16 protein-coding genes, 7 tRNA genes and 1 riboswitch are annotated in these 18,797 nt (G+C 38.6%); of the genes, 8 read left to right on the forward strand and 15 right to left on the reverse strand.

Translation table 11 applies throughout. The annotated features are described in order from the left end of the window. Positions 1-12 precede the first annotated feature (12 nt). Both AC0VYO_RS12680 and AC0VYO_RS12685 read right to left on the reverse strand, forming a co-directional pair. Entirely contained in the window at positions 13-1,500 is a 1,488-nt protein-coding gene (locus tag AC0VYO_RS12680; RefSeq protein WP_475367664.1) for a UDP-N-acetylmuramoyl-L-alanyl-D-glutamate--2,6-diaminopimelate ligase, read from the reverse strand. Positions 1,501-1,696: 196 nt separating this feature from the next. Further along, a complete protein-coding gene (locus tag AC0VYO_RS12685) occupies positions 1,697-2,998 on the reverse strand; it encodes an acetamidase/formamidase family protein (RefSeq protein WP_475367665.1) in 1,302 nt (433 codons plus the stop codon). Positions 2,999-3,197: 199 nt separating this feature from the next. On the opposite strand from AC0VYO_RS12685, the gene AC0VYO_RS12690 reads away from it, so the two are divergent. Together AC0VYO_RS12690 and AC0VYO_RS12695 are read left to right on the forward strand one after the other, a co-directional pair. Beyond that, positions 3,198-4,271 (forward strand): DUF3900 domain-containing protein, encoded by a 1,074-nt coding sequence (locus AC0VYO_RS12690; protein ID WP_475367666.1) that lies wholly within the window; start codon positions 3,198-3,200, stop codon positions 4,269-4,271. Between the two features lie 362 nt (positions 4,272-4,633). Continuing rightward, positions 4,634-5,629: an aldo/keto reductase gene (locus AC0VYO_RS12695; RefSeq protein ID WP_475367667.1), complete on the forward strand. Its 996-nt coding sequence runs from the start codon at positions 4,634-4,636 to the stop codon at positions 5,627-5,629. 170 nt (positions 5,630-5,799) lie between these two features. Here AC0VYO_RS12695 and AC0VYO_RS12700 read toward each other — a convergent pair whose 3' ends face one another. From AC0VYO_RS12700 to AC0VYO_RS12710, 3 genes are all read right to left on the reverse strand, one after another. Continuing rightward, positions 5,800-6,717: an HNH endonuclease gene (locus AC0VYO_RS12700; RefSeq protein ID WP_430243008.1), complete on the reverse strand. Its 918-nt coding sequence runs from the start codon at positions 6,715-6,717 to the stop codon at positions 5,800-5,802. Between the two features lie 161 nt (positions 6,718-6,878). Next, the gene (locus tag AC0VYO_RS12705; protein WP_475365348.1) at positions 6,879-7,016 is read right to left on the reverse strand and encodes a hypothetical protein; all 138 of its coding nucleotides are present in this window, start codon (positions 7,014-7,016) and stop codon (positions 6,879-6,881) included. An 86-nt stretch (positions 7,017-7,102) separates the two neighbouring features. Continuing rightward, positions 7,103-8,098 carry an LCP family protein gene (locus AC0VYO_RS12710; RefSeq protein ID WP_475367668.1) on the reverse strand — a complete coding sequence of 332 codons (996 nt, stop codon included), beginning with the start codon at positions 8,096-8,098 and terminating at the stop codon, positions 7,103-7,105. Positions 8,099-8,556: 458 nt separating this feature from the next. Between AC0VYO_RS12710 and AC0VYO_RS12715 the strand changes: the two genes are divergently transcribed. After that, positions 8,557-9,285, forward strand: a complete 729-nt coding sequence (locus tag AC0VYO_RS12715; RefSeq protein ID WP_475365350.1) for a GH25 family lysozyme — start codon at positions 8,557-8,559, stop codon at positions 9,283-9,285. Between the two features lie 140 nt (positions 9,286-9,425). Here the strand turns inward: AC0VYO_RS12715 and fbp are convergent, their stop codons facing one another. From fbp to AC0VYO_RS12765, 10 genes are all read right to left on the reverse strand, one after another. Continuing rightward, positions 9,426-11,357 carry a fructose-1,6-bisphosphatase gene (gene fbp / locus AC0VYO_RS12720; protein WP_475365351.1) on the reverse strand — a complete coding sequence of 644 codons (1,932 nt, stop codon included), beginning with the start codon at positions 11,355-11,357 and terminating at the stop codon, positions 9,426-9,428. Positions 11,358-11,738: 381 nt separating this feature from the next. Further along, the gene (locus AC0VYO_RS12725) at positions 11,739-12,584 is read right to left on the reverse strand and encodes a bifunctional 5,10-methylenetetrahydrofolate dehydrogenase/5,10-methenyltetrahydrofolate cyclohydrolase (RefSeq protein ID WP_194221872.1); all 846 of its coding nucleotides are present in this window, start codon (positions 12,582-12,584) and stop codon (positions 11,739-11,741) included. A 41-nt stretch (positions 12,585-12,625) separates the two neighbouring features. Beyond that, a riboswitch (ZMP/ZTP riboswitch) is annotated at positions 12,626-12,708 on the reverse strand. A 191-nt stretch (positions 12,709-12,899) separates the two neighbouring features. Next, complete coding sequence (locus tag AC0VYO_RS12730) at positions 12,900-14,210, reverse strand: ATP-binding protein (protein WP_475365352.1); 1,311 nt, start codon at positions 14,208-14,210, stop codon at positions 12,900-12,902. A gap of 134 nt (positions 14,211-14,344) precedes the next feature. Next, positions 14,345-14,418, reverse strand: a tRNA-Arg gene (locus tag AC0VYO_RS12735). A 91-nt stretch (positions 14,419-14,509) separates the two neighbouring features. Continuing rightward, positions 14,510-14,583 (reverse strand) — tRNA-Gly (locus AC0VYO_RS12740). A gap of 5 nt (positions 14,584-14,588) precedes the next feature. Further along, a tRNA-Gln gene (locus tag AC0VYO_RS12745) sits at positions 14,589-14,663 on the reverse strand. 4 nt (positions 14,664-14,667) lie between these two features. Next, positions 14,668-14,752, reverse strand: a tRNA-Tyr gene (locus AC0VYO_RS12750). Between the two features lie 17 nt (positions 14,753-14,769). After that, positions 14,770-14,846 (reverse strand) — tRNA-Met (locus AC0VYO_RS12755). Positions 14,847-14,860: 14 nt separating this feature from the next. Continuing rightward, positions 14,861-14,937: transfer RNA gene (locus AC0VYO_RS12760), tRNA-Arg, on the reverse strand. A gap of 10 nt (positions 14,938-14,947) precedes the next feature. Beyond that, positions 14,948-15,032: transfer RNA gene (locus AC0VYO_RS12765), tRNA-Leu, on the reverse strand. A gap of 162 nt (positions 15,033-15,194) precedes the next feature. On the opposite strand from AC0VYO_RS12765, the gene kynU reads away from it, so the two are divergent. From kynU to AC0VYO_RS12790, 5 genes are all read left to right on the forward strand, one after another. After that, the gene (gene kynU, locus AC0VYO_RS12770) at positions 15,195-16,472 is read left to right on the forward strand and encodes a kynureninase (protein WP_475365353.1); all 1,278 of its coding nucleotides are present in this window, start codon (positions 15,195-15,197) and stop codon (positions 16,470-16,472) included. Positions 16,473-16,530: 58 nt separating this feature from the next. Then, complete coding sequence (locus tag AC0VYO_RS12775) at positions 16,531-16,716, forward strand: hypothetical protein (protein ID WP_475365354.1); 186 nt, start codon at positions 16,531-16,533, stop codon at positions 16,714-16,716. Positions 16,717-16,727: 11 nt separating this feature from the next. Next, complete coding sequence (locus AC0VYO_RS12780; RefSeq protein ID WP_475365355.1) at positions 16,728-17,012, forward strand: spore coat protein; 285 nt, start codon at positions 16,728-16,730, stop codon at positions 17,010-17,012. Between the two features lie 123 nt (positions 17,013-17,135). Then, the gene (locus AC0VYO_RS12785; RefSeq protein WP_475365356.1) at positions 17,136-18,518 is read left to right on the forward strand and encodes an alanine/glycine:cation symporter family protein; all 1,383 of its coding nucleotides are present in this window, start codon (positions 17,136-17,138) and stop codon (positions 18,516-18,518) included. A gap of 112 nt (positions 18,519-18,630) precedes the next feature. Continuing rightward, positions 18,631-18,795, forward strand: a complete 165-nt coding sequence (locus AC0VYO_RS12790) for a YjcZ family sporulation protein (protein ID WP_370314233.1) — start codon at positions 18,631-18,633, stop codon at positions 18,793-18,795. Positions 18,796-18,797: the final 2 nt, after the last annotated feature.

Consider the following 18,797-nt stretch of genomic DNA (forward strand, 5'->3'; position numbering starts at 1 on the left):
CCTAGTGGAGGTTTAAGAAGAAAGATGATAATACATTTCGATGATGTCCTCATCTGAATGAGGAATTTCATTTCCTTTTACAATTTGAGCACCGTTGATACATCCACTTGTTAAAAGGATAATATCTTGTTCGCTGCCAAGTTGTAAAGATTTCAAGACGCCCTCTCTTCTTGTGTTCGTTCGATAAATATTAGGATCATTAGGATTCGAAAATCCTGACATAACCTTGTCGACAATGAGAGATGGCTCATGATAGCCGGGATGATCAACTGTGACGATAATTTCATCCGCTCTACCTTCAATTGCTTTCGCCATTTTAGGCATCTTCTCAAAATCCCTGATCCCAATTCCAGCAATCATAACAATGAGCTTGCGATGATCCATCTTTTTCACTTCATCTACAAGACGTGTTAAAGCTACTGGAGTATGCGCGTAATCCAGGATGATCGTTTCCCGGTTAGGCCCACTAATTACTTGAAAACGACCTTCAGGGCTTTCTAATTGTGGCAGCACTTTAATAATCGTTTGCAGTCGGTATCCAAGTAATAAAGCTGTCCCTACAGCAGAAAGCACGTTTGCAACATTATAATCTGCAAAAACTGGTACAAAAACATCGTATGCTTCACCATGTGAGAGCAATTTGAATGAGGTACCATCTAGTCTATATTCCAACTCAGTGGCTATGAGATCCGCTTCTGCATGTGGGTTTAAGCTATAAGTCACTTTACGATGTTCATAAGCTCGGCTAAGCTCAACGCCCATTTCATCGTCTACATTGACTACAGCCGCTTTTGCTTGATTGAAGAGTTTTTCTTTACAAGCTTTGTAATGTTCAAAAGTATGGTGATATTCCAGGTGTTCTGGAGAAATGTTAGTGTGAATAGCGACATCAAATTCAATTCCTTCTACCCGCTTTTGATCAAGAGCAATAGAAGAAACCTCCATCGCTACTCCCCCATCTCCTTCGTTTATCAAATCCTTGAAGATGCGATGAAGATCAAGTGACTCAGGAGTCGTTGGCGTGCTTTTCTCATAGGGAATTTTCTTTTTGGAGGACCAAATACCTGTTGTTCCAATAGATCCTGTTGGCAATCCTAGCAGTGTAAGTAACGAGCGCACATAAGCTGCAACGGTTGTTTTACCATTTGTACCTGTAACGCCAACCGTCTTTAATTTCTCGTCTGAAGAGCCATAATATTGTTTCGAAAAGGATGCCATTGCGTTTCTAACATCATCAACAAGAATAAAAGTACAATGAGGATAACTGTGAGCAAGACTTGTAATGAGATCATCTTGATCTGCTACTACGGCTACTGATCCATTCTTAATCGCATCTTCTATGTATTTATGTCCATCGTGATTCTCGCCTTTAATTGCAAAAAAAACAGAAGAAGACCCTGACATTTTTGAATGAAATGTAAGGCACTTAATCGTTTGAATGTCTGGTCCATATATATGGGTGATCGGAGTGTATTGAAGTTGGTTAAAATTAATCTTCATGGTGAATTCCTCGCTTCAGTGGTATCATTTACTTTTATTGGAAAATTTTTATAACGAAAGTAAATAATATATTTTTACTTAAATTCCCCATTTTTCCTTACTTAAAACAACATCGTTACATTTAGCATACTCAATTAGTACCATGCTTCATTCATGTGAAATCAACAGACAGCTAATGAGCTGTCTGTTATGGTAATTATTTTGCCGCGTTGTAATGATTGCGAACTAGGTCTGTTAAACTCAGTTCATCTAATAAGTGTACAGGTACTAATAATGTAATCGTGACAACACCAGGATGCCTCCCTATTTCAATCGAACCAGTGATCGTTGCTCTATTCATAACTTCTGGAACTGATATTCCCAGAGTTTCTGCTGCACGATTAAGGCCGTTATCTGTTGCCTCATTAAGGTTTGCTCCTGTGCCTATAAAAGAAAGAGGTAAAGATTCTTCTATTTTTGCAACCCCGTACATATCTGCTACTTGTTTAGCTGATGCTTTTTCCTTATCGGTGAAAGGTTTAGCTAAATGAGGTAGATCTTCTAGTACCGGGAGTAAAATAGGGCCTTCAATGTTAAGATTCTTGATTACCTTTGCTTGAAGGTTTACGATACCAGATACGTCAGCAGTATGGCCGGCGATTTCTCCATTCCCCTGCATGGCATGCATATCCCCAATATAAATGCCTCCACCTGGGACCTTTACAGGACAAATGAGAACCGCACCTTCTCTAACGCGATTAATATCCATATGACCATCTGTACGATCTTCTAATTCCTCTTTCGTTACGCCATAATCATGCGGAGCATCAATGAGAAATTGACCGAAGTCTCCTGCATTATGAGAATCGGGCAATGGGCGTGAAGGTGTTGTTCCGAGCTGCCCTAAAAATGGACGGAGCCTAGCCATTGTTCCAACGAGATCACTTGGCGCAAAAGTAACAACTGGATTTTGTACAGAGTTCTCGGGAGTAGCCATAAATGATTTTCCATGTTCTGCTATGTACTTCGCAGCTGCCTCATCCACTGTCACACCTATTGTTCGATTCGAATCAAATGCCATTGTATACCCATTCGTAAACACAAATGGCGTCACATCTTCTCCACAATTTGAACACCGAATAGCTTCTGGTCCTGTACCTTCAATCTTAGTCTCTGGATATAGTTCACCGCAGCCAGGACACTTGACAGCAACGAAAGGATCACCGACAAATCTTCCATCAACGGGACGATCATTTCCTGAAGCAGTAGCCATAGATGTAACTTGAACGGATTTAATTCGAATCGCTATGGCGTCACCAACTTCAGCCCCTTCCACAAAAACAGGTTTTGTTACTTCATGGCCGCCTCTTAAGCAGGGGGTGATCATGGGTCCCCAACAGCCAGGTGCAGTATTTGCAATAATATGACCGCCGTCCTTCAATGGTCCTATCATCTCTTCCTTTGGATCCAAAATACCATTCGTAAACTCATTTACAAAAACGGTTTGCTTCGCTTCCATTGCCTCTCCCCTTTTCATCATTATTCCTACCTACATTATAAGAGTAATGTCGATTCATGTAAAAATTTAATTGGCTAAATACAAAAAAACTTTGAATTCAAAGAAATATTCCTTCTCTAAATCACTTCTTTTCAGTGATTGACGAAATGCAAAACCTTGCCTATACTGAATAAACGCAAACGTAAAGACAGGTGATGAAATGGAATTTAAAATGCAGTATCTTTCCTTTTATTTAATACAAGTAGAAGGAAGCGGAGAAAGTGAAGAACGACGTTACAAGCATTATCAAACTCTTGACGCAGATGCCTATGAGGAAAGCTCACTAAAAGACTTTCTAAACGGTGAGTTAACGAAAATCATGAAACGTAAAGTCGATCGTCACGCGAAGTCAGAAGGAGCACCTACGAAAATTGGGCGCTTCATTGTTGAGCAAGGTCATGATTTAACATCGAATCCAAATTATAATTTATTCGATCGGACACGTTATGCTGAATCAGCAGATGATTTCGAAACTTCATCCGATCAAATTGTTCAAATGTATTTGGATACAAGCGCTATCAGAGGTGGCGTGTTAATTGTGGCCACGTCAAAGCTTACAAAACTCTTTGATGATCCTTTTCTCTTTATCTTGAAGTGCGACTTTGAACCGAAAGTAGCAACAATTACTGATGAAGATACACTGATTCAGAATGTGGAAATGGCGATCACAACAAAAAGCATGAAATCCGTCCAATACCCCTACATGCCAGAAGAAGGCATGATTGACAGTGCTGAGATTAAAGTCCATCAGTCCTCTCACGCCCGTTACTTCGAAGACTTCTTAAAATGGGTCGAATACGAAAAGTCGATGCCTGAAATCGTTAAGACTCAGACGATGGGTATGGTACAAGAGCATATCCAAGAAACGTATCAGGAAGAAAGCGAAGAAAAAGAAGAGTTCGAACAAGCGATAGAGGAATGGTCTCAGAGTCCTAAGCGAGAGCTACAGGAGCGCTTTACGACCGAACAAGTCGTGGAAGCTACTTCACAAATCGTGGAACACTCCCCTGACGTTGAGTTGAAGCTGAAGCTTGACCACGTGTCCGTCAAAGCGATGCTGTCTGACTTCGGCGAATCGATTCATCTTGCGAAGGTAAACGGCAAGTATGTGCTTGCGATTGAAGCCGATTCGATTACGTTCGAGAAAGGCTTTTCTCCTGTCGAGTTTCATAAGCCTGATACGCTTCAGGAAGTGGTGGAGCGGATTTATAAGAAGAATGAGAATGAATCATAATTAAAGCGTTTTGGTCTCCCGAAAGTCCTGATAAAGAAGAATCCATTTAATTTCTTAAATAAGGTGCCTCGCAAATGGAAAGAACATTTTGCGGGGTATTTTCATTTTCGTATTGCTCAGTTAAACGAACAAATTAGTAAATAGACGATCAGAAAGCAAAACCGATTTCCAACTCTCACCAAATGCCGTTATCGATTTCTCACTACTTAAGACGGAATAACTCCTTAATGGATGATAAAACTAGTAATCTATTTTGATATAGTGACTGCATCTTCTCTTGCCATTTCTTATTCTATCGCGTTTATTTTTCCCTTTTTCTGGGTAGAAAATTATATCATTTAATTAAAGGTGGAATTGAACTTATGACATCCTTTGATAATGCATTAAAACATCAAGTAGGATTAGGCACTGCTCCTTTAGGTAATATGTTCAGGGAAGTTCCAGAAGAAGAAGCACGCAAAACGATTCAAACCGCGTGGGATCAAGGAGTACGTTATTTTGATACTGCCCCTTTCTACGGTGCAGGTTTGGCAGAGATGCGCCTTGGTAACGTACTATCGCAATATAACCGGGATGACTACTTATTAAGTACAAAAGTCGGCCGTTATATCACTGACGATACAGAAAACAAGGAAGGTTTATTCCAACATGCCCGGAATAATAAAGTGATTACGGACTACACGGAAGATGCAACGAAACGATCTATTGAACAAAGCTTGGAGCGATTAAAAACAGATCGATTAGACTTTGTCTTTGTTCATGACGTTTCCCCTGATTTTCACGGGGATGAGTGGCTAGCCAAATTTGATGAAGCTCGTGAAGGAGCTTTTCGTGTGTTGACACGCCTGCGCAAAGAAGGAGTAATCAAGTCGTGGGGCCTTGGTGTTAATACGACAGAACCGATTGAAAAAGCAATGGAACTTGAAGAAACTCAACCGGATGTATGCTTGTCGGCTACCCAATATACATTGCTACAGCATGAACAGGCTTTACAAAAAATGTTGAAAAAAGCTGTAGAAAATAATGTTGACATCGTCATTGGATCACCTTATAACTCCGGTGTATTGCTGGGCGGGGATTATTACAATTATGAGAAGGCGGATGCTGATATTATTGCCAGAGTCAATCAGCTAAACGAAATAGGTCAGAAATATGATGTCCCATTAAAAGCAGCAGCCCTTCAATTTTCAACTTCTCATCCTGCCGTAAAATCAGTCATTCCGGGATCAACACGTCCAGATCGAATTAAGGAAGATCTCAATATGATTCAACGTGATATACCGAAAGCGTTCTGGGATGAATTGCTCAGCAGAGGATTCATTTCATCAAATGCCCCTTTGCCTAGCAATGTTAGATAGATTATTTTTCTTGGTAAGTTTCGCTTAACTAAAAGAGCAATAATTAAAGCTCAAAGAAAGAATGGACTTCTCTTCATGAGAAGTCCATTCTTTCTTATATATTTTCCAATGGCACTGTAACCCTAAACAGATACTTTATTGAGTTCAACCCCATAGCCAAACTGTAACAATTACTTTCTAAATATCTTTCGCTTATGCCACTTGAAATAGACTTTATTTTCCTGATGAATGCTGATTTTTGCTCGCTCCACTAATCCGTAAATTTCGTAGTCTTTTTCTTGCATAATCGAAGAAATATGCAAGCGACCCTGGCCATCAAACGCAATTAGCCCTTCCTCATATAAACCTGCATGGTTTCGACAAAGTAACAACCCGTTATAAGGATCCAATCGCTCATCATTGGAGCAATCCTTCCACGGTTTAGAGTGACTAGCCTTCAATAATTCCGGCAAGTTAATTGCACATAATGCACATTGTTCTTTCCATAACGGGGCTACTTCATTTCTAAATTTAAGCTTGCCCCACCTCATTTTCGTTTTTGCTTCTGATTCCGTTTCTGTAATCACCGGAACGAGCGTATTCCGATCGGTTCGTCTTACTTCATCGACTGTAAGTTCTAATTGCTCTTCATTTACGCGATAAAAATTCGACTCACTAATAAGCTCAAGCAATTTAATCGTTAATGCTTCATTACAAGGATATAAGTATCCAGGATTCCCGCTAGCATCATTTTGAAACGGCGAATATTTAAGAGGTAATAAAGGAGAAATTTCTTGAAACTTCTCTTTCACATTCACCGGAACATCCAATTCTTGATATTCTAACTTCACTAAATACCCCTGTTTAGATTCAGTTTGATTCCACAACGTTGACGGTTGCATTTCTTCGCTACAATCAACCTTTGCAATACTAACGGCAACAATATCTCCCTTAACATAGTGGAAAATAGGATCTCCTTGTCTCACTTCTTTCAGCCTTTTCCAAGAATGAGGTACCTGACCTCCCCTGTCCTCTTTAGGAGACCAAATCACTCCCGATTCTTTTTCCTCATGGTATGTATCTCCTTGCATGACAATAAAACTATTCATCTTTCTTCCCCCACCTGACGAGCATATTCCTCTAGTTGTTATTCTACATGAATCACAAGGGTTTTTCCCTTTTAAAACGTTATTCCTTGTATTAGTATGAGTATATGGTGGATGAAAGAATCATTCAAGTAAAGTCTACGCAATTTTTCTGACAAAAAACCTTATAAGATAGTTTCTATTGCATCATTTGCATGACCACATACAAATAATCCTACCACCACACGAGCAATATCATCTGCGTAAAGAGCTTTAGTATGAACGAGGTCAGAAAGTCTTTCTTGAAGTTGTCTAATAGTCATGAATTAAATTCATACGCGAACTCAAAAGAGACCAACAAAGTTTCCTTTGTTGGTCTCTTTCTTAGTATATGGATGTCGTTTAAATTCTATAAATTGAGAGCTTCTCTTAATTGGCTCTTCAATAATTCTAGCTGATCGAGATCTGGAATAAAGTAAGAAGGACCACTTACATCTGGTGTCGTACCCCTGATTTCTTTCGTTTCAATTGCAGTTGAACTAAGTGATGGAAATTCTCTCTGCAGAGCGAGAATCTCTCCTGGTGTAATATTTGTTTCCACATTATTTTTTAATACATTTGAAATTTTATTAATCTCAAAGATCGTGTCTCCAGACTTCATTTCGTCGACCGTTGCTTTAATAAATTCCCTTTGACGCTCTTCTCTTGAATACACCGTATTTATATCACGTTTCCTCATTCTTACAAAGGCTAGTGCCTCTTCACCATTCATTTCGGTTAAGCCTTCATCGAAATAGATGCGATCATTTGAATAGTAGTTTTTTTCCCAGAAAGGGTATTTAACATCAACTTCCACTCCGCCGATAGCGTCAACAATATCATGAAAACCATCAAAATCAACAGCTACATACCGATCTATCGGAATATTCAATAGATCTTCCACCGTTTCTACAGCTAATTTCTTTGCCCCATAATCACTAAGATATCCGTATGTATAAGCAGCGTTTATTTTATGACTACCATCATATTCCTCTCCTACTTTCTCTATAGGAACTTCTACCTTCGTATCTCTTGGAATACTTGTCATAGTAACATTCTTTGAACCAGGATCAAGTGTGAGAACAATTTGGGTATCAGCTCTTCCACCCTTTCCATCTGAAGAGTAGTTTTCAATTCCAAGAAGGAGAATCGAAATCGGTTCTTCTCCAATGTCCACTTCTGTCTCTCTCAATTCTGAAATATCATTCTCCCGATCAAGCTCACTATAAGATTGCTTCGCCGTGTTATAAACCTGATAGCCTAGATAGCTACCAATACCAACGATAACTAGTAATAGAAATGAGACACTGAGCAATATTTTCTTTTTACGCTTCTTTTTCCTTCTATGCGCTAATCTATTTTTCATATCTTTCACCGCTAATTATTCCTTTCTTTCACTTGTTCTGTGTTAATGACTATCGATACTTTTGGCTTATTTACGCTCTATGTTGAAAAAGGATTGAAGTAAATGTTTCACTCGAATTTAGCAAAAATCATACTATCCACAATATAAGCTCATATCGTTAATTGCATAAAAATTTTTCTAAAACAAACTCATCTACTACATGAGCCACTTTCTAAAGCTATCATCAGAATACCACTATTTATCGTAACATTAATTTACCAATTATTTCATGATTTTTTAATAGGTTATATTCACTTTTTTATTTCGTTCATCTGAAAAATAGTTAAAAATCCTTGTGAACCTTTTATAAATAAAATGTATTTTCAACTATTAAGGGGGTCTTTCCGTAATTTGGTATACTTTGAAACGATAACCTTTCTAGATGTTATACTGTAAAGAAAAAATGAAATGGGGAAAAGATGAGAAAAATTGTTGCTTCTCTTATTATAGCTTTGATAAGCCTCCTGCTTATATCCGTTTTTTTGTGGTACGAAGGAATCATTATCCCTAACGCTTCTAATATAAAACCTTTTCCTGTGAAAGGTGTCGATTTTTCATCTTATCAGGGGGAGATTGAGTGGACCAAAATACAGGACCAAGGTATGTCCTTCGCTTTTATTAAAGCGACAGAAGGAAGCTCATTTATCGATCCATATTATCAAACGAATTGGAAAAATGCTCAAAAGACTAACTTACGAATCGGCGCCTATCATTTCTTCAGTTTTGATAGTAAAGGAGCGACGCAAGCCAAGCATTTTATCGAAACCGTGCCGATTGATAAGTATGGATTACCACCTGTTATTGATGTTGAATTTTATGCTGATAAAGAAAAAAATCCTCCTGATAGAAGCGAAGTAGAGTCAGAGCTTCAGACGATGATAACGCTGCTGGAAGAACACTATGAAAAAAAGGTCATTCTTTATACCACTCACAAGGCATATGAGCTCTATATCAAAGATAGCTTTAATCAGTGTGATCTTTGGATAAGAGATGTTTTAACTAAACCAACCTTACCTGATAATCAATCTTGGACTTTTTGGCAATATACTGACAGAGAGCAGTTAAATGGGTATAACGGAGAAGAAAAGTTCATAGATGTTAACGTATTTCATGGTAATAAGAAGGAGTTTGAAAAGTATGGTTATTAATTTCGAACCTTTTAAAAACTCAAATGAGCTAGAGTTGTTATTTACAGAATACCCCTTATAAAAACAGCCCACATTTCTGTGGGCTGTTTTTATAGTAAACCGCAATTGTAAATTCGTTTATACCCTGGCATGTGATTCCTTTAATTTACATAACGATATTCCATTAAACTATTTAAAAAATAGACTTCCTGTAACAATTCTTCTCCAACGTTCGTTTCGCGAACCTTTTTCCTCTCTAACTCCTTATCTACCAACCTTTTTACTGATAAAACATCTGCTCCATTTAGTAAAACCTCATCTTTGGAATTAAAATGTTTATGTGCGACAAGTTGCATGCCGTATGAATTAAATAATAACGTGTATCCTGCAATACCTGTGGTTGATTGATAAGCCTTAGAGAAGCCTCCATCTATCACTATCATTTTACCATTTGCCTTAATTGGGTTCTCTCCGTCTATTTCTTTTACTGGTGTATGCCCGTTAATAATATGACCTTGATCTGGATTAAGATCAAATTCTTCAAGAATATCTCGGCAGGTATTCTCGTTTTCACGTAAATAGTAATATGGGTTCTTTCTTTCTTTATGAGTTGCTTTAATCTTAATAAAATAACGTTCAAAAGTGGTCATTTCTCTTTTACCAAAAAGTGATGAATATTGTCCGGTCCACAAATACCAAACCATATCCGTTGCTAGATCGTCTGTTTCATCAGGATGTGCAAACGCATGTCGAAGATAATTTTCAAAAACGTCAAGCAGTTCACGACCTCCATAAGATTTATTTTCAATCATCATTTCTTCCAAATTACCTTTTTCATCTAAAGGAATACATCCATGTATTAATAAATTCCCGTTGTACTTCAAATATAGAGAACCTTTTTTCATCAAGAAATTCATATGCCTTGCCAGCTTTTCAGAGTGTTGGAGAGAAAAAAGCAGCTTATCGATTACTTCTTCCTCTTCTTCTAATAACTGATCCGGTCGCTCTGGATTAACGGTCGCAAAACAAGTGTTATCAAGCGGATACGTTTTACCGTGAAGTGTAATGTTATTCTGCTCAAAGTCTATTTTCTCAAGCAACAGCCTTTCCGACATATTAAAATATGAGCGCCTCTTTATAATCGGACTTTCAAGTTTGAACTGAATCATAGTTATCGCCTGATGAATTTTGGTGATTTGACATTTTTCATGATTCGATTGCTTCTCATCCGAATCAATTTTAGGCGTAAACGCTGAATTGTCATGATAGTATTTTTCTGCAAGATTTAAAAGAGGTCTAAGATTGATTCCATACACATCTTCAATAATCTCCAGATTGTTATACCTTGCGCATATACGAATAATGTTAGCGAGACATACCTTTGAACCAGCAAATGCACCTATCCATAGAACATCATGGTTTCCCCACTGGATATCAACTGAGTGATAATTAATCAGTGTTTCCATAATTTTGTCAGGCTCTGGACCTCGATCATAGATATCCCCTACTACGTGAAGGTGGTCAACGACTAATCTCTGAGTCGTATATGCGAGACCAATGATGAGTTTATCAGCTTGTCCGAGAGAAATAATTTGCTGGAGAATTTTTTGGTAATACGTCTCCTTATTTGTAAGATCGTCCGTTTTGTATAGTAGTTCTTCAATCACATAAACAAACTGAGCAGGTAAAGCTTTTCGTAATTTCGAACGTGTATATTTGGAGGACGCATAAGAGATGAGCTTAAGCATCCGCTCTATGATTTCTGCGTACCATTGGAATAATTCTGTTTCATTGTCAAAAGCATTTTTAATTAACTTTATTTTTTCTTCAGGATAATAAACTAATGTGGCAAATTCATTAATCTCATTCTCTGGTAGTATCTCATCAAAAAGATCAGTTATTTTCTCCTTCACTTTCCCAGAACCGTTTCTTAAAACATGTTGAAAGGCTTGATATTCTCCATGTAAATCACTCACAAAATGCTCCGTACCCTTTGGTAAGTTAAGAATGGATTTAAGGTTGATTATTTCAGTGACTACCTTTTCTTCACTATCATATTTTTGAGCTAATAAATCTAAGTATTTCGTGTTCATGATTATGTATCCCCTTTCAATATTAATGACTATGTAAGTTAAATTACCGTCTTTGTATAATCTATTCTATTAGGTGATAGCATGTTTCTTGATTTCCATGCTCATTTATTACTGCTGAAAGGAAAAGGCACTCACTACTCATCACTTCTGTGTGAAGCGATGAATAAACGATTCATTATCTATGATAGTATCACATTTTTATCTACTGAAATAAGAGACTATTATAAAAACTATGTTCGTTCGTATAATTGATCACCTTACATAATTCCACTATGTTCATAACCAAGGTGGTATGATCGAATTTAAAAAGCAGCTTAACTTAAAGGACAAATTAAGTATTTGTCCTCCTACATTAAACTGCTTTTCATATCTTATGTTATTTTAACGAACTGTTTTCTCAGCTGCATCAACCGTATGCTTTAGTAGCATAGCAATTGTGACAGGTCCAACTCCACCTGGGACAGGTGTGATATAGGAGGACTTTCTAGCAGCAGCCTCATATTCAACATCCCCGATGTTGCCTTTGTTGTACCCGGCATCGAGCACAACCGCTCCTTCTTTGACCCAGTCCCCTTTAATAAATTCTGGTTTTCCTACAGCAGCTATCACAATATCTGCTTGACGAACATGAGAAGCAAGATCTGCGGTCCTTGAATGACACGTTGTAACTGTAGCATTCTGATTTAATAAGAGAGCCGATACTGGTTTTCCTAGAATTGGACTACGCCCAACAACAACAGCGTGCTTTCCTTCAGCTTGAATATCATAATCTTCCATAATTTTCATAATAGCTGCTGGAGTACAGGATGGGAAAGTTCCAAACCCAAGAGCAGTTTGGCCATATCCAGCACTTGTTACCCCATCAACGTCCTTCTCAATAGCAATGGTTTCAAAAGCAAGACGCTCATCAACTTGTGATGGCACTGGATGTTGAAGTAAGATACCGTGTACTGATGTATCATTGTTTAATTCTTCAATAGTTTGAACTAACGTTTCTGTTGTCGTGTCTTCAGGGAGATGAATTTTTTTAGACGTAATTCCTACCCGTTCACAAGCGTTGCCCTTCATTCTCACATACGTTTCAGAAGAAGGATCATCTCCAACTAGAATCGTTACAAGACTTGGTGTAACTTCTTTTTCTTTAAGAGAAGCTACTCTTGTTTTCAGATCTTCCTTTATGCGATTTGCAACTGCTTTTCCGTCTAAAATTTTAGTTTCAATTGTCATTTCTATTCCTCCTGAAAATTGGTAAAGAAAGAGGTCACTCACTTCTTCGCCCAGACGACCGGCATTGTACACCGCAGCTCCCTCGTGGTTATTTCCACATTTGTCGTCAGTTACTGCAATGAATCGTTTCTACGGATATAGTAGCACAATTCATAAAAAAACAAAAGAAACACACCTAAAAAACTCATCAAAAGTGAATAAACAACTTCGAATAACAAGTATCGTTCGTCTTTTTCTGATTTTCAGCTATATTCGCTTATCCTATTGATTCTTGATTCGGGCACATTCGAGTAAAATCTTCGTTTCACTCGCCTTTTATTCCAATACGTGCTGATCTATCATAATACGAGGTAACTTCATTTCAAAGGTAGAACCTTGCCCTTCTTCACTCTCTATTAGCAACTCTCCTCCGTGTTGTTCAATAATCTTCAAACAAACTGATAACCCAAGCCCCGTACCACTCTCTTTTGTTGTGAAAAATGGTTCCCCTAGTCGATCAATATCTTCTTTAGAAATACCGGCGCCATTGTCGGTAATCCTTACAGATATAAACATCTCTTGAACATCCATACTCACATGAAGATATTTCGATTTCTCCATTAGACTCATTGCTTCAATAGCGTTTTTCATGAGATTAATAAACACTTGCTTTATTTGATTAGGATCAGCAAAAACAACTGCTTCCTCATTCCCAAAATTCGTTTGTAATGTTACATCGTTCAATAGAGCATTAGACTCAATCAAGGTTGAGACCTGCTTTAATAAACCTTTCATTTCAACATTCGTAAATAATGTACTATGCGGCTTTGCTAGCGTTAGAAGTTCACTTAGCACTAATTCGATACGGGATATTTCTGAAAAGATTATTTCAAAATACGGCATAGTGGATTCCTTCTTCTCAAGCAGTTGAAGAAATCCTTTCACCGATGTTAGAGGATTCCGAACTTCATGAGCAATTCCAGCGGCAAGCTGTGCAGCTGATGCTAGCTTTTCAGATTTAACCGCAAGGGCTTCATTTGTTTTAAGTAACCGCTCTTCTGATTGCTTTCTAAAGGTTTTATCCTTAATCGTTCCTGTCATTCCTTCAAATCTTCCTTTAGAGCTATATTCATATTTAATAAAGACCTCACACCAGACGAACCCCCCGCCTTTTTTCTGAACCCTGAATTCAAATACGTTAGATTTTTCTGCGCCATCTTGGAATCGAGATAATTCTTTATGTATATTCAGCCGATCATCTGGATGTATATAAGATAAGCTGTATGTGCCTATTGATTCCTGAACGTCGTATCCAGTTAACTCACCCCACGCTTCATTCAACCAGATCCAACTACCATCTATTCCAGTTTGAAAAACAACTTCGTTTAAGCTGTTTATGACACTATTATAGTTTTCTGATAGTTTACGATATTTTTCCTCACTATCTTTTAATTTGGACAGAAGTATGACAGAGCGATCATAATAAGAAGAGAACCACCAAACAATCACCATAACTGAGATCGTAAAGAATATGTCCATTAACCAATTGATTTTAATTTCATTCACAGAATAAAGCCAATAATCCCATAATAGAATCGCCATAAAAAACGTTACAACAGATATAATTCTTCCTTTATATCGCTTCATTTCGTCACCATTTCCCAAGTGATTTATTAATTACTAGTTTATTGGAAATGAAGCCTATGTGCAAACACACATGTGCCGTTAATAAAATAAAAAAACTCCTTGAATAAGTAATCTTATTCAAGGAGTTTTGGGTATGCGCCTTAGAGGATTCGAACCTCTGACCCACAGCTTAGAAGGCTGTTGCTCTATCCTACTGAGCTAAAGGCGCACGATATGAATGGTATTCCATCTCAACAAAAGTATACCATGATTAAAATCAGGTTGTGAAGTAGCTTTTAAAACTCTTCTACAATATGTAATGGAGCGGGTGATGGGGATCGAACCCACGACATCAGCTTGGAAGGCTGAGGTTTTACCACTAAACTACACCCGCAAAAATGGCTGGGCTAGCTGGATTCGAACCAACGCATGACGGAATCAAAATCCGTTGCCTTACCGCTTGGCTATAGCCCAATCATGGTGGAGGGGGACGGATTCGAACCGCCGAACCCTGAGGGAGCGGATTTACAGTCCGCCGCGTTTAGCCACTTCGCTACCCCTCCATGATGAAATTGTAATATGGTAGCGGCGGAGGGGATCGAACCCCCGACCTCACGGGTATGAACCGTACGCTCTAGCCAGCTGAGCTACACCGCCACTTAAATTATGTATGGTGCGCCCGAGAGAAGTCGAATCCCTAACCTTCTGATCCGTAGTCAGACGCTCTATCCAATTGAGCTACGGGCGCAAAAAATATATGGTGCGGGTGAAGGGACTTGAACCCCCACGTCGTAAGACACTAGATCCTAAGTCTAGCGCGTCTGCCAATTCCGCCACACCCGCATGTGCTGTGCATCAGCGACGTTTAATAATATACCATTGAATCATTTAAAATGTCAATCATTATTCTAAAAAAATGTAGAAAGTTTCTTTTGCAAAGAGTGAAAGCGTTGACATGCTCTTCTCCCTCTCATACGATAAGTTGTAGAAAAGGAGCTGTTACATATGAGTTTATCACAGTCCATTACAGGCGCAAAAGAATTCGACAAGAAAGACCCTTTAGCCCATTTACGTGATAAGTTTTACTTAAATCCAAATACGCTATATTTGGATGGTAATTCACTTGGTCTTCTATCAAAGAATGCGGAAGCATCCCTTCTTCGATCTCTTGATGACTGGAAGCAACATGGAATTGATGGCTGGTCTGATGGAAAGCAGCCCTGGTTTTATATGGCAGAAAACATCGGTGAGATGACATCAACGCTAATCGGTTCACATGCTTCTGAAACAATTACTACCGGTTCAATTACAACTAACCTTCATCAGATGCTCGCTACTTTTTTTAAACCTTCAGGAAACAAAACAAAAATACTAGCCGATTCTTTAACATTTCCATCTGACATTTATGCTATTCAAAGTCAGCTTGAACTCCATGGGTTATCCCCTAAAACTAATCTAGTACAAGTTCCGAGCCGTGACGGAAGAACAATCCTGGAAGAAGATATCATTGAGGCCATCGATGAGACTATAGCCCTTATTCTCCTCCCTTCCGTACTTTACCGGAGCGGACAATTACTAAATATAGAAAAAATCACAAAAGCAGCCCATTCTAAAGGAGTAATCATTGGCTTTGACTTAGCTCATTCAATCGGAGCCATTCCACATAAACTTCACGACTGGAACGTTGACTTCGCGGTTTGGTGTACATACAAGTACTTAAATAGTGGCCCTGGTGGTGTTGGTGGACTTTTTGTGCACGAAAACCACCTTGGCAGACGACCCGGTCTTGCTGGATGGTTCAGTTCCAAGAAAGAAGTGCAATTCGATATGAGCCATACGCTTACTCATGCTGAAACCGCTGGCGCATTTCAAATAGGCACACCCCACATTTTTAGTATGGCTCCTTTAATAGGAGCTTTGGAATTGATGAACGAAGCTGGCATAGATGCGATTCGAGAAAAATCATTGTCTCTTACCAACTATTTAATGTGTCTTATTAAAGAAAATCTTGCTGAAGATGGTTTTACAATCACTAATCCATCAGAAGATGATCGACGGGGTGGGCATATTTGTCTCGAGCACGATGAAGCTGCTCGAATTTGCAAAGCGCTAAAACAAAAAGGCGTCATTCCAGATTTCCGCTCACCAAACGTCATTCGCCTTGCACCAATTGCTCTCTATTCATCATTTGAAGATGTTTATCATGTTGTCCAAATTCTAAAGAGTATTATGATTGAAAAAACGTATCAGCAGTTTTCTAACGAGCGAAATGTTATCGCTTAAGTGAGTATAATTTGGTTTTTCTCCATTCATACTATGTGAAATGAAGGAGGGAAACAGGATGACTCAGCTGAACGAACTTGAACTTCAAAACCTGCGTCACATGATCGGCGGACATGAAACACTCGCAAACAAACTTGATTCCTATGCCCAATCTTGTACTTGTCCGCAGCTTAAGCAAATGCTTCAAAAGGATGCACAAGACGCACGTAACACACAACAACAATTAATCAGCTTCTTAAATTAAGGAGGGATTTTATGAATGAGAAAGACATGGTAAATGATTATTTATCCGTATTGAACAGCAGCTTAAGTAATTACGGGAGCGTCATTTCTCAAGCTGACAATCAACAACTTCGTCAGGCTCTTCAACAAATTAGAAATACTGATGAGCAGCGACAATATAACCTTTATCAATACGCTAAACAAAAAGGGTATTATCAGCCAGCTGCCAAAGCCCAAACCAATGAAATTCAACAAGTTAAAAACCAACTAACAGCTCCGCAGCAACAACAGAATAATCAGCCTCCCCAGGTCCATTAATCCAGAGCCGGTGAAAACCGGCTCTGTGTCTTTATGCTCATTTTTTCATAATTTTGTAAATAGAGTTTCAGCCTCCCTTTATATGGATAATTAAATGAGTATTACCTATAGGGAGAGATTGATATGGACTATATTCTTAATGCAATAACCGAATTTTCCGCGTTCATCTGGGGTTATCCTATGATGATTTTACTCTTAGGCGGTGGATTATTTTTAACAATCCGCCTCGGCTTCTTTCAAATAATCTTTTTTCCCCACGCTTTAAAACATACCATTGGTAAAATTTTCAAAAAAGAAAAAGGAGATGGCACAATATCACCATTTCAGGCCTTTGCCTCCGCTCTTGCATCTACTGCAGGTGCTACAAACATTGTTGGGGTTCCTGTGGCAATCGCTTTTGGAGGACCTGGCGCTATTTTCTGGATGTGGATTGTCGCTATAATTGGAATGTCTACAAAATTCTCGGAAATTGTTCTTGGGATCAAATACCGAGAGGAAGACAAAAATGGCGTGTATGTTGGTGGCCCAATGTATTACATAAAAAAAGGCTTGGGATGGAAGTTCGCTTCATCTCTATTCGCTTTTGGACTGATGATTGAAATCATTCCAAGTGTCATGGTCCAAACCAACTCCATTTCAACACTCTCAGAAAGTTCTTTTGGATTACCGACTTGGGTAACAGGTGTCTTATTAATTATCCTTATATCAATTGTTGTATTCGGTGGAATACGTAGAATTGGTTCTGTAGCTGAGAAGATTGTTCCATTCATGGTACTTACATATATTGCAGGCGCTATCGGCGTTATGGTGATTAATATAGAAGAGTTTCCAGCTGTTATGAACCTTATTTTCGTACATGCTTTTCAACCGATCTCAGCAGCTGGAGGTTTTGCTGGAGCTGGTTTTGCTGCAGCTGTTAGATGGGGCCTTGCTAGAGGGCTTTATTCAAACGAAGCTGGTATGGGTACGGCGTCTATTGCCCATTCTGCAGCACATACGCCTCATCCATGTAGACAGGGATTATGGGGCATTTTCAGCGTTTTTATCGATACAATCGTTCTCTGCACAGTAACAGCTTTTACAGTGCTTCTTTCAGGAGCTTGGAAAGACGTTAAACCCTCAAATGCAGCTGATATGGTTTCAGATGCTTTCTCTGGACTAATGGGAGCTACATGGGGCCCCATCTTTGTTTCTTCCCTCCTATTGATTTTTGTTATCAGTACGATAGGTGTCCTTGTCTTTTATGGTGAGAAACAAGCTGAATACTTATTTGGCACACCCTTTTCTAGAGTAATGCGATTTGTTTATATTATTTCTATTTTTGTTGGAGCTATTGGAGGACTTCAATTTGTTTGGGAGCTAGTCGACATTACACTCGCCTTGTTTGTTATCCCAAACGTTATTGCGATCTTATTCCTTAGTAAGGAAGTGAAAGAACTAACAGATGACTACAAATTAAATTTCTTAAAGCAAGCCCAAACGAAAGACAAAGGCATTAGTTCATAAGAAATTCACATGGGACATTCACCTAATTTAGGTTCCTCTCCGCTCCTGCCTATATCTTTTCTAGACGGAAACATACAGTGGTAAAGAAAGAGAATTTAAAGGGGGACCTAATATGTATCATGCAAACAATGCACCATACGGAAATGAGCCTTACCAACCAGTAGCTGGAGCTTCTTACGGCATGCCTTGTCACCGACCAGCTGGAAACGGCTTTGCGCTAATTGTTGTACTATTTATCCTGCTTATTATAGTAGGAACAGCTTTTATTAAATGTTAGTT

It is taken from the genome of Anaerobacillus sp. 63XJN7_4_ISO-PGPR-S23-413, assembly GCF_056173725.1.